Source organism: Collinsella sp. LCP21S3_A9 (assembly GCF_052118785.1).
Lineage (GTDB): Bacteria > Actinomycetota > Coriobacteriia > Coriobacteriales > Coriobacteriaceae > Collinsella.
The window spans coordinates 1-11,576 of sequence record NZ_JBQKGN010000031.1 but is presented as its reverse complement, the minus strand read 5'-3'; the positions used below and the strand labels follow the sequence as shown (position 1 = coordinate 11,576).

The 11,576-nt window shown below is 60.5% G+C and carries 11 protein-coding genes; all 11 read right to left on the bottom strand.

The features are described from left to right. Window positions 1-359: 359 nt before the first annotated feature. The gene (locus ACTQ05_RS09095) at window positions 360-1,325 is read right to left on the bottom strand and encodes a hypothetical protein (protein WP_154516741.1); all 966 of its coding nucleotides are present in this window, start codon (window positions 1,323-1,325) and stop codon (window positions 360-362) included. 19 nt (window positions 1,326-1,344) lie between these two features. Further along, window positions 1,345-3,114 (bottom strand): ABC transporter ATP-binding protein, encoded by a 1,770-nt coding sequence (locus ACTQ05_RS09090; RefSeq protein WP_154516744.1) that lies wholly within the window; start codon window positions 3,112-3,114, stop codon window positions 1,345-1,347. Between the two features lie 82 nt (window positions 3,115-3,196). Next, window positions 3,197-3,892: an NUDIX domain-containing protein gene (locus ACTQ05_RS09085; RefSeq protein ID WP_441033470.1), complete on the bottom strand. Its 696-nt coding sequence runs from the start codon at window positions 3,890-3,892 to the stop codon at window positions 3,197-3,199. A gap of 21 nt (window positions 3,893-3,913) precedes the next feature. Beyond that, the gene (gene purD / locus ACTQ05_RS09080) at window positions 3,914-5,218 is read right to left on the bottom strand and encodes a phosphoribosylamine--glycine ligase (protein ID WP_154516747.1); all 1,305 of its coding nucleotides are present in this window, start codon (window positions 5,216-5,218) and stop codon (window positions 3,914-3,916) included. 120 nt (window positions 5,219-5,338) lie between these two features. Next, window positions 5,339-6,625: an adenylosuccinate synthase gene (locus ACTQ05_RS09075; protein ID WP_427717940.1), complete on the bottom strand. Its 1,287-nt coding sequence runs from the start codon at window positions 6,623-6,625 to the stop codon at window positions 5,339-5,341. 92 nt (window positions 6,626-6,717) lie between these two features. Then, the gene (gene dnaB / locus ACTQ05_RS09070) at window positions 6,718-8,115 is read right to left on the bottom strand and encodes a replicative DNA helicase (protein WP_156599526.1); all 1,398 of its coding nucleotides are present in this window, start codon (window positions 8,113-8,115) and stop codon (window positions 6,718-6,720) included. A gap of 218 nt (window positions 8,116-8,333) precedes the next feature. After that, complete coding sequence (rplI, locus tag ACTQ05_RS09065; RefSeq protein WP_154516756.1) at window positions 8,334-8,873, bottom strand: 50S ribosomal protein L9; 540 nt, start codon at window positions 8,871-8,873, stop codon at window positions 8,334-8,336. 15 nt (window positions 8,874-8,888) lie between these two features. Further along, on the bottom strand, window positions 8,889-9,155 hold the full coding sequence (rpsR, locus tag ACTQ05_RS09060) for a 30S ribosomal protein S18 (protein WP_006235829.1): 267 nt from the start codon (window positions 9,153-9,155) through the stop codon (window positions 8,889-8,891). Between the two features lie 72 nt (window positions 9,156-9,227). Beyond that, window positions 9,228-9,680 carry a single-stranded DNA-binding protein gene (locus tag ACTQ05_RS09055; RefSeq protein ID WP_441538918.1) on the bottom strand — a complete coding sequence of 151 codons (453 nt, stop codon included), beginning with the start codon at window positions 9,678-9,680 and terminating at the stop codon, window positions 9,228-9,230. A 48-nt stretch (window positions 9,681-9,728) separates the two neighbouring features. Then, a complete protein-coding gene (gene rpsF / locus ACTQ05_RS09050) occupies window positions 9,729-10,022 on the bottom strand; it encodes a 30S ribosomal protein S6 (RefSeq protein WP_006235831.1) in 294 nt (97 codons plus the stop codon). A 653-nt stretch (window positions 10,023-10,675) separates the two neighbouring features. Next, on the bottom strand, window positions 10,676-11,464 hold the full coding sequence (locus ACTQ05_RS09045) for an IS30 family transposase (RefSeq protein ID WP_441538921.1): 789 nt from the start codon (window positions 11,462-11,464) through the stop codon (window positions 10,676-10,678). Window positions 11,465-11,576 lie beyond the last annotated feature (112 nt).

The window sequence follows — 11,576 nt, the reverse complement described above, 5'->3', positions numbered from 1 at the left end:
AGGACCAGGTCTTCGGCGTTCATGCTGCCCCCATCATCGCGGTCTACGGGGTCAACGATATGGCACCGTGGGGACACATGTATGTCAATCCTGGTCTAACAGAGCCTTAAAAAATCATTCTGTCATGTATGCGGTTGGCGAGTAGTCAATTTGGGACGGGGCTATTTTAGCTACCCCGGCTGGTGGCACGACGGTTAGGTTGATTGACGGACGGGGCAGCTAAAATAGCCCCGTCCCAAATTGACTACTCAGCGACAAAGCTCTGCTTTCAGAATGATTTTTTAATCCCCGTCCCAGAAAAATGATCCCGCGTGGGCTTGCGGCTCACGCGGGATGTCATCGTTCTATGTGGCTGCGGACTACTTTTGCTTGTCCTGCTCAAGTAATTCGGACGGGGTGCGGCCAAGCTTGCCGCCACGGAAAATCTCGCGGCCGTGCAGGCGGTGCTCCAGGTCACGTTCGGCCTTTTCCTCGTCAATCTTAGTCTGGCTCACCGCCGGGTCCTCGATGAGCGACGATACCGAGTTCACCTGTTTCTGAATACGCTCGGCAATGGTGTCATCCATGCTCACGATACGCATCTTCCAGTCGATATTGGTGGCGTTGGAAGAGCTCTTGGTCCAGACGAACGTCATGATGGCACTCTGGTGGCCCTGGGCGGGAAACATGCCAAAGAAGGAATCATGCTGAATCCTGCTGTCCTCGTCGATATAGGCGTGGACGTTATACACCACACGGTCAATCTTGTCGTTGAGCAGGGCATTGGTTGCGAGCGCCGCCGCCTGAATCTGACCGTTGGACAGCAACTCGAGTTCATTGGCAGAAGACGTGTCCAGCACCGTCACCTCAACCGTGCCCGTACCCTCGTCGGCCTCGTCGACGGTAAAATCGAGCGGGAACTGCGTAAAGCCGTTGCCCCATTCAAGTCCACCTTTGAGCGCGGTCGAGACGGTATCCACCGAAACGCTCTCGGAGAGGTTCGCGGTGTTCAGGCGTCGCATCACGCCGTAGCCGATCTGCATGCCCACAATCAGCACCAGGATGCCGATAACCACGGCCATGGCAGTTTTCGTAATGGTATGGCTCACCTGCGAACCCGAAGGATCGTCCTCGGACAGCGGGTCGATATGTTTTGCCTGGCTCGCGCGATCCTCGCTGCGCAGCCGCGCCAGTGTCGCCTTGTCACCGCGTTTGACGGCAGACTCTTTCTCGCGCATGCGCTCGGTACGCTTTTTGGCGAGTGTAGGATCCAAGACGCCGGATGCATCGATTTCGGAGAATAACTCCGTCACTTCTTCCGGAGTCAGATGGTTCTTATCAGCCATAACCTTCCTGTCATATCAATCAGTCGAGCTCGTGCGCACGCGCACCTTCGAACTGCATTCGATAGTAACGGGCATAAGTGCCGCCACGGGCGAGAAGCTCCTCGTGCGTGCCACGTTCCACAACGCGACCATGCTCAACCGTCGCAATCTCGTCGGCATGCTTAATGGTCGAGAGACGGTGAGCGATGATGATCGTGGTGCGGCCACGCGCCAAGCGCTCGAGCGACTCCTGCACCGCCTCCTCGCTCTCGTTATCCAGAGCACTGGTCGCCTCATCCAAAATAAGGATCTTGGGATTTTTGAGAAACACGCGCGCGATGGCGACGCGCTGCTTTTGACCACCAGAAAGACGGCTGCCGCGCTCGCCCACCACGGTGTCATAGCCCTGCGGAAGCGACTCGATAAAAGCATCGATGTTGGCGCGATGGGCCGCCTCGGCGATTTCTTCTGCCGTGGCGCCCGGCTTGCCATAGGCGATGTTCTCGCCAATCGTTCCGTCGAACAGATAGACATCTTGCTGCACCAGGCCGATGGATTGGCGTAGGCTACGTTGCGTCACGTCGCGCACATCCTGGCCGTCAATGCTAATGGAGCCGGCGGCAACGTCGTAAAAGCGCGGCAACAGCGAACAAGTCGTTGATTTGCCGCCGCCCGAGGGACCAACCAAAGCGATGGTTTGACCGGGCTTAATGGACAGATCCATATGGTCGATAACGGGACGCGTCCCGTCGCCCGCGCCCAGCTCGACATCCTCGTAGCTAAAGCACACGTCGCGATACTCAACAGCGCCGGCCGTCACCTGCAGATCCGCAGCACCCGGCTTATCCTGAATATCGGGGACAGTCGAGAGCACCTCGTCCATGCGCTTAAAGCCGGCGATGGCTTTCTGATACGTCTCGGCCGAATTGACGAGCGTCTCAAGCGGCGTGCAGAACAGCGAAATGTAGAGCGCGAAGGTTGCCATATCGACCGCCTGCAGCTGGCCTTGGGCAACGAGCCAACCGCCCAGCAGCACCACGATTACATAGAGCACGCCCGAGAGCAGACCATACGTCGCAGTGTAGACGCCCATGGCGTGATACATGTTTTCCTTGGACGAAAGGTAGCGATCGTTAGAGGCACGGAACTTAGAGCGTTCGGTCTGCTCATTGGCAAAGCTTTTGACCACACGCATGCCCGCCAGCGAATCCTGCAGCTGCGCATTGATGCCGCTGATCTTTTTGCGGTTATCGCTAAAGACCTCGCGCATGCGCATATTCTGCCAAAACATAATGACCGCGAACACCGCCGTCACCACGGCCATGGCGAGCGCGAGCACCGGCGCAATGGTAAACAGAATCACAAACGAGCCAATGATCTCGATACCGCAAATAATGATCCATTCGGGCACGTGGTGCGCCGCCTCGCAGATATCGAACAGGTCGTTGACCACGCGGCTCATCATGTCACCCGAGCTGTTGCGATCAAAGTACGCAAAGCTAAAACGCTCGTACTGATCGAACAAGTCCTCGCGCATCTTGGACTCCATGCGCGCGCCCATCACGTGGCCCCAATAGCTCACAAAGTAGCGGCAGGCGCAGCGGGTGGCATACATCAGCACCAGTCCCACCGCGATCATACCGAGCGCCTGCATAATGGCAGTCTGGCCCTGGGTAAACAGCCCGCCGCACAGATTGCGCAGGATAATGGGAAACGCCAGGTCAATGGCGGCGAGCACCAGGGCGCAAATGGTATCGGCAACAAAAAGCCCCATCTGGGGCTTGTAGTAAGACAGAAAACGCTTCAGCATGTGATCCTCAAAGAAATATCAGCAACGTAAAACCCTGGGACAAAGCAATCAGTAGTACTTGTCCCAGGGCTATCCCCACTCGTTACAGTTCAGAACCACCAAGGCGGTGCGCGATGCTGTCGCAGGCGAGCGCGCCCACGACGGTCTTGGCATCCTCAATCTTGCCGTCGAGCACGGCATCGATCAGCTCGTGCAGCGGCACCAGGTCAACGTTGACAAACTCGTCATCGTCGGGGTTGGGCGCATCGAACTCGAGCTTGGTGGCCAGGTAGATGTGAATAATCTCGTCGCAAAAACCGCAGGTCGTGACAATAGACGTTAAAAAGCGAATGCGCCCGGCCTTAAAGCCCGTCTCCTCATGCAGCTCGCGCCTGGCACAATCGAGCGGGTCCTCGCCTGGGTCGAGCTTGCCGGCGGGAATCTCAACCGTCACGCGGTCGATGGCGGTGCGGTACTGACGCACCAGTACGATCTTGCCGCTCTCGGTCAGCGCCACAACGGCCGCCGCACCCGGATGGCGAACGATATCGCGGGCACTGCGGTGACCGTTGGGCAGCTCAACCTCAAGACGGTGGACGTCGAGGATCTTGCCCTTCCAGGCGCACTCCTCCGAAAGAATCTTCTCATGCAGCTCGGCATCGTGCGGGTCGTCGTCGCCCAGCACCAGCGCCGGCTCGTCAGCGACCTCGCCACCAGGCTCGCCCTCGGCGTGCCCATACATGTGGCTGTCCTCTTCGACAATTTGCGCGTCCACGAGCTCTTCGTTCTTCTCGTCCATCCGTCTCATTCCTCTCGGATTTTAAGCATCCCAGGCGTCGCGGCCGCGCAGCGCGCGCAGGCCAATGTCGTGACGCAGGGTCTTGCCCTCAAAATCGATCTTCTCGCAAGCCTCATAGGCAAGGTTGCGAGCGTTCTCGAACGTGTCGCCCAGCGCGGTCACGGCGAGCACGCGGCCGCCGTTGGTCACGAGCTGGCCGTCAACCACGGCGGTGCCGGCGTGATACACGGTCACGTTCTCCATGGCCTCGGCATCCTCGATGCCGGTGATGACCTTGCCCTTCTCGTAGCTGCCGGGATAGCCTGCGCTCGTCAGGACAACGGCCACCGCCCACTCGTCACGCCAATCGAGCTCAATCTGGTCGAGTTCGCAGTTAGCGCAGGCAAGCATGACCTCGACCAGGTCGTTCTTAAGGCGCGGCAGCACGACCTGCGTCTCGGGGTCGCCAAAGCGGGCGTTAAACTCCAGCACCTTGGGGCCGGCGGGGGTAAGCATAAAGCCGCCGTACAGGCAGCCACGGTAATCGATGCCCTCGGCGGCGAGCTCGGCCACGGTCTGCTCCATGACCTTCACCATGGTGGCGTGCTCCTCGTCGGTCACGATGGGCACCGGGCTGTAAACGCCCATGCCGCCCGTGTTGGGACCAAGGTCGCCCTCAAGCGCGCGCTTGTGGTCCTGAGAGGTGGCCATGGGGCGCACGGTCTTGCCGTCGGTAAAGGCCAGCAGCGAGCACTCGGGGCCAACGAGCATCTCCTCGATAACCACGGTGTTGCCGGCGTCGCCAAAGGTGCCGCCAAAGCACTCGCGCACGGCCTCTTCGGCCTGCGAAAGCTCGGTTGCCACAATAACGCCCTTGCCCGCGGCAAGACCGTCGGCCTTCACGACCAGCGGAGCGCCCTGCTCGCGCACATAGGCGAGAGCCGAAGCCTCGTCGGTAAACGAGCCGTAGGCGGCCGTCGGAATGCCCGCGCGCTCCATGAGCTGCTTGGAGAACAGCTTAGAGCCCTCCATCTGAGCGCCCTCGGCACCCGGGCCAAAGCAGGGAATACCCGCCGCGCGCACGGCGTCGGCCACGCCCGCCACGAGCGGAGCCTCGGGGCCAATCACCACGAGTCCGCATCCGTGGCTCTGTGCAAACGCCGCCACGGCAGCAGGATCGCAATCGTCGAGAACCACGTTCTCGCCGCAGCTCGCGGTGCCGCCGTTGCCCGGGGCGATGTAGAGCTTGCCGGCGCGCGGTGATGCCGCGAGCTTGGCTGCCAAAGCATGCTCGCGGCCGCCGCTGCCCAACAACAGGATGTCGATGGTTTGAGTGTCCGCCTTCAAAGGTGCCTCCTCTATGGATTAACGGCCCGTCAACCATGCGGGCCCATTACAAGCAAATATACCCCTCGGCCGCCCGTCCGGGCTGCGAAGGGGTATATCGCAATAACCAAATAACGCCGATTACTTCCAGAATCGGTTGATGATCTGCTCGCGGCCGGCGCCAACACCGACAAACGTCACGCGCGTGTGCGCCAGATCCTCGACAAATGCCACGTAGTCCTGAGCCTCCTGCGGCAGCTCCTCAAAGCTGCGGCAGCCGGTAATATCGCACTTCCAGCCGGGAAGCTCCTCGTAGATGGGCTTGGCATGCTCAAAGCGCACCTGGTGCTCGGGCACGCTGGTGTAGCGCTCGCCGTCGACGTCATAGGCCACGCACACCTTAATGGTGTCGAAGACCGAAAGCACGTCGAGCTTGGTCAGGGCGATGTCGGTAAGACCGTTGACGCGCGAGGCGTAGTTGGCGATGGGACCGTCAAACCAGCCGCAGCGACGACGGCGACCGGTGGTCACGCCGTACTCATAGCCCTCCTCGGTCAGCGTATGGCCGGCCTCGGACTCGTAGGAAAGCTCAGTGGGCATGGGGCCTGCACCGACGCGGGTGATGTAGGCCTTCATGACGCCCAGCACGCGGTCGACGTTTTTCATGCCAACACCAGAACCGGTGATCGCGCCGCCGGCGGTGCAGTTAGAAGACGTGACAAACGGATAGGTGCCATGGTCGATATCGAGCAATGTTGCCTGGGCGCCCTCAAAGAGCAGGGTCTTACCCTCATCGATCATGTTGTTGAGCAGCAGGCTCGTCTCGGTGATGTACGGGCGCAGGCGCTCGGCCATGGGCAGGTACTCTTCACAGATCTGGTCCACGGTGTAGGTGGGCAGGCCGTAAAGCAGCTCGAGCTCGGGATTCACGCGGGCAAGAGCGGTTTCCAGCTTGTCGCGGAAGAGCTCCTCGTCCAGCATGTCCTGCATACGAAGGCCAATACGAGCCATCTTGTCCTGATAGCACGGGCCAATGCCGCGCTTGGTGGTACCGATGCTCTTCTTGCCGAGCTTCTGCTCAAAGGCGCCGTCCAGGTCGACGTGATACGGCATGATCACGTGTGCGTTGCCGCTGATCTTGAGGTTCTTGGTGGTGATGCCATCGGCCTCGAACATGTCGATCTCCTCAAGGACAACCTTGGGGTTGACGACGCAGCCGTTGCCAATCACCGACACGTGGTCGGCGTACATGATGCCGGAGGGCACCTGGTGCAGGCCGTACTTCTTGCCGTTGACAACGATGGTGTGGCCGGCGTTGTTGCCGCCCGAATAGCGCACGACGGCATCGAAGTCGCCGGCGATCAGGTCGCAGATCTTACCCTTGCCCTCATCGCCCCACTGGGCACCGACCAAAACGGTTGACGGCATGTTTACTCCTTACATACATGGACTGTCTGCGCGCCACACGGCGGGCAGAAGCACAAAACATTCCCAGTATACCCGTGCAACGGGCGCCTGTCCTACTCCTCGGTATGCACCCCATCAAGCTCATAGAACTTGGTAGATGCCGGCAGAAACATCAGGTCGACGTCGCCGATCGGGCCCGAACGGTTCTTGGCCACGACAATACGCGTGACGCCCTCGTCGGGTCGGTCGTCGCGCGAGGCCTCGGCCTCGTCGGCGGAACGGTCCAAGAACATGACGATATCGGCGTCCTGCTCGATGGAGCCCGATTCGCGCAGGTCGGAAAGCTGCGGGCGCTTGCCGGTACGGGATTCGACCTGACGCGACAGCTGAGACAGCGCGATCAGCGGGATCTTGAGTTCCTTGGCCATAATCTTTAAGCCACGAGACATCTCGGAGACCTCGACGGTGCGGCTCTCGGAACGGCGTCCCGGCGGAGGACTCACCAGCTGCAGGTAGTCCAAGATAATGATGGCCTTCTCCTTGTTGTGGAGCATGCGGCGGCTCTTGGCGCGAATCTCGGTCACCGTGGTGCCGGGCGTATCGTCAATCAGAATATCGAGCTTGGACAAGGTCTGCGTGGCCTCGTTGATATTGGCCCACTGCTCGGGGCTAATGCGACCCATGCGAAAATCACTGATCGAAATCATGGCATAGGCGCAAATCAGGCGCTGGGCAATTTCCTTGCCCGACATCTCCAGCGAGAAAAAGCCGACGGTGTAGCCCGCAGCGGCGGCATTGAGCGCCAGGTTTAGAGCGAACGAGGTCTTACCCACGGCGGGGCGGGCGCCGATAATGATGAGCTGGCCCTCACGGAAGCCCATAAGCATGCGGTCGAGTGACGGGAAGCCCGTGGGCACGCCCGCTGCCTGGCCACCGGCCTGGCACACTTCCTCGGCCTCGTTATAGGCCTCGACCATAAACTCGGTCAGTGTCTTGTAGCTCGACTTAACCTCGCGCGCCGTAACCTTGAGCAGCTTGCTCTCGGCCAGCTCCACGATCTCTTTGGTATCGGTGGGGGCGTTATAGGCCAGCGCGTTAATCTCGTTGGTGGCGCCAATCAGCTCACGCAGCATCGAGTCGCGACGAACGATGGCGGCATGGTGCTGCCAGTTGACGAGCGACAGGGTCTGACCCATCAGCTCCAAAATGTACGCCTCGCCGCCCACGGCATCGAGCTTGTTGATGCTTCGCAGGTAATCGATCAGCGAGATGGAGTCGATGGGAATGCGACTGTTGTACATATCGACCATCGCGGTATAGATGGTCTTATGAATGGGCCGGTAGAAATCATCGGGCTGCAGCTCGACCTGGGCTTCTTCGACCACCTCGGGCGATAGCAGCATGGCGGCCAGTACGTTGGCCTCTGCATCTTGGTTTTGGGGGAGACCCAACTTGGAGCCGCGGTCCTCGACCGTCAGCCATGTCTCCCTATCGTCATATGCCATGAGCATCCTCATTCATATCGCTTGCGAGCATCCATAGTATCAGCCACAGCTTTAAATCGAGGCGCGCCTTAACAATCATCACCGAACCAAACGGATGAACGGTCCCTTATGTGGAACTACATCTCAATGTATGACGTGACGCCCACTCAGCGCAAAAAATAAAAGGGCGCCCCGGTCTCCCAGAGCGCCCTTCTTAGAACAAGATTGTTGCGTTGCAGCAAATGCTACTCAGCAGCAGCCTCGGTCTCGACCTCGGCGGTCTCGGCCTCGGCGACCTCAGCGGCCTCCTCGACCTCAGCCTCGGCAGCGAGCTCCTCGGCGGTAACGCCGACGAGAACGACAACCTCGGCCTTGATCTCGCGGTACAGCGAGATGGCAACGGTGTGGGCACCGGCAACCTTGATGGGCTTACCGAGCTCGACGCGCTTGCGGTCGATGTCCATACCGAGCTGATCCTTGATGGCGTCAGCGATCATAGCGGCGGTGACGGAGCCAAAGAGGATGCCCTCGTCGCCGACCTTGACGTCGACGGTGACCTGCTTGCCCTCGAGGGCAGCCTTGGTCTCGTTGGCGGTAGCCAGACGGACGGCCTCGCGCTTGGCGATGTTGTTGCGACGCTCGTCAAGCTGCTTGAGGTTGCCCTTGGTGGCGGCAACAGCAAGCTTCTTGGGGAACAGGAAGTTCTCAGCGTAACCCTGAGCGACCTCTACGACGTCACCCTCGCCGCCCTTGCCCTTGATCTCATCGAGAAGAATAACCTTCATGATGCGTCTCCCTTCTTAGCCGCGGTCGCGGTTGCCACGAGAGGAAACCACGGGGACGGTGTACGGCAGGAGAGCCATCTCGCGGGCGCGCTTGATGGCGTTGGCGATGTCATGCTGATGCTGCGTGCAAGCGCCAGTGACGCGACGGGGCTTGATCTTGCCACGGTCGGTCATGTACTTACGGAGAAGCTGAGTGTCCTTATAGTCGATGAACTCAGTGTTCTCCTTGCAGAACTGGCAGTACTTACGACGCGGCTGACGTGCAGAAAAATCATTAGCCATGTCAAAATACCTTTCATTTGGCAACTTCGGCGAACCGAAGCCGCCTCTCACTCAAAAATAGGTGAACAACCCTTAAAACGGGATGTCCTCATCGTAGACGTCGACCGCGGGCGGCGTAGCCACCGGTGCGGCAGGACGCGCTGCGGGCGCGGGAGCTGCGGGGGCGTAACCGCCCTGATCGTAGCCACCCTGGCCACCACGGGAGCTCATAAACTCGATCTCATCGACGATGACCTCAAGCTTGCTCCTGCGCTGACCGTCGCGCTCCCAAGAGCTGTAGCGCAGCTTGCCCTCGATCGCGACCTTGCTTCCCTTTGCCAGGAAACGGCTCACGGCCTCGGCGCGGGTGCCGAACATAGTGCAGTCGACAAAGTTGGGATAGTCCTCCCACTCGCCAGTCTGCGCATTGCGGCGGCGATCGTTCACGGCGACGCCAAAGGACAGAACCTGGGTTCCGCCGGCAGTGGCGCGCAGCTCGGGATCGCGGGTGAGGTTACCGGTGATGTTCACTCGATTGATGCTCATTACTCACTACTTCCTCTTGGGGCACAAGCCCAGTCCAAAACGACAGTCTTACTCCTGGTCGTCGCGACGGACGATCATGTGGCGGACCACAGCGTCGGTGATGCGCAGGACGCGATCAAGCTCGGCGATCTGGGTAGGATCTGCGTGGAAGTTGATGAGGGTGTAGTCACCATCGGTGAGGTCGTTGATCTCGTAGGCGAGCTTGCGCTTGCCCCACTCGTCAACGGAGTCGACCTTGCCAGCGCCCTCAGCGATCGTGGTATCGATACGCTTCATAACAGCGAGACGAGTCTCGGGGTCGAGCGACGGGTCAACAAAGAACAGCAGTTCATAAGCCTTCATATTGTCACCTCCTCTGGACAAATGTGGCTTCAGGTCGTGAAGGTGCGCCTGAAGCAGGAAAAGACTTGGTAATAGTATCTTTCAACCTCCCAGGCTGCAAGAATATGCAGCTACAACCTCATGACCTCCACATATGCCCATACTCGCACGGCCTTTCTTGCATATTCCAACCAAATGCTGTCCAAGAGCTTGACGGATTTGAGGACAAGGGCGGGTACATACCGACTTTCTGCCAGATAAACGCAAGTCGCTCGCAGCATGGCTGCGGTCGCAAAATGCATACCAGCGGTACAACGCGACATTTTGAATTATTAAACTTGATTCCCGACCGTCCGTAACTACCTCATTTGAACAGTTCGCCTGGGCCGATTACGCAGGTCATCGATTGGTTTCGGCACGGTTGGGCAAACGACGGAGCGATGCAATGGTTGATTTCCGATCTCAACCGAACACATTGAGCTGACGGCACGCTCCCGCAGTTAACCGAACGCCCCCGAGGTCCTATCCGGGCCCCGGGGGCGCCATTTTCCCAGTTGAAGGAATGGTGGAGATGTGTTTCGATGGGTCCGGTGGCCATGCCCCGCCCGCCGCCCGGCACCTCTTCCCAGACTCAGCCGGACGGTCGGTCCGTCTATTCCGTTTTTTCTCCTAGGCTAGGCCAGCGGGGCATCGCCCCTCTCTGCGCGCGCCCTCTCGATGAGCCCCGGCGTCAGGTCGAGATCGCCGATGGGCACGTCCCCCACGCCGTAGGCGTCCAGCAGCGCCGCCGCGTCCTCCCCGAGCATCGCCCTGAAGGCGCGCGCGGGCGTCGCGAAGCCGAGCGCGCCGCGGGGCTCGGAGTTCACGTGCGACATGGCCAGCGCCAGGTCGGCCGGGGCGAGCCGGTCGAACCTGATTCCGGCGCCCTTGGGCAGCAGCTTCCTGATCTCGACGTGGTTGCGCTCGCAGGCGCCCTTCTGGTCGCTGCGCCTGGGGTCGCAGTAGAACAGCCTCGTCTCGCCCGGCCCCTCGCCGAGCAGCGCCGCGACCGCCGCCTCGTCGGAGAACTCGGCGCCGTTGTCGGTGAGGACGGCGCGGAACACGCGGCGCGTCCCGTCGGCGCCGAGGATGGCCCGGACGCCCTCCAGGGCGCCCGCGACGCACCCGGCGGTCTTCTCCTCCAGCGGCAGCGCGAGCTGGAGCCTGCTGGGGCGGTGCAGCAGCGTGAGCAGGCAGGCGGAGTCCTCCCGGGCCCCCTCGACGGTGTCCATCTCCCAGGCCGCGGCGCACGCGTCCTCCCCGAGGGCGAGGAACGCGGCATGCGACCTGCGGGCGGAGTGGCGGGTCGCCGCCCGGCCCGCGGCGCGCTTCCTCGGCCTGTAGCCGACCTTGCGCCTGAGCTCCATGCTGGTCATGCCGTCGTAGCCCGCCGAGACCCAGCGGTAGATGGTCGACGGCGACAGGTGTTAGCGCTAATCTAAAATTGACCACTTTCGCAAACGCATCTCGCCGAATGCGCTAACGCGCTTTCGCCGACCCCGCTAACGCACTTTCACCAACTGCGCTAACGGAACT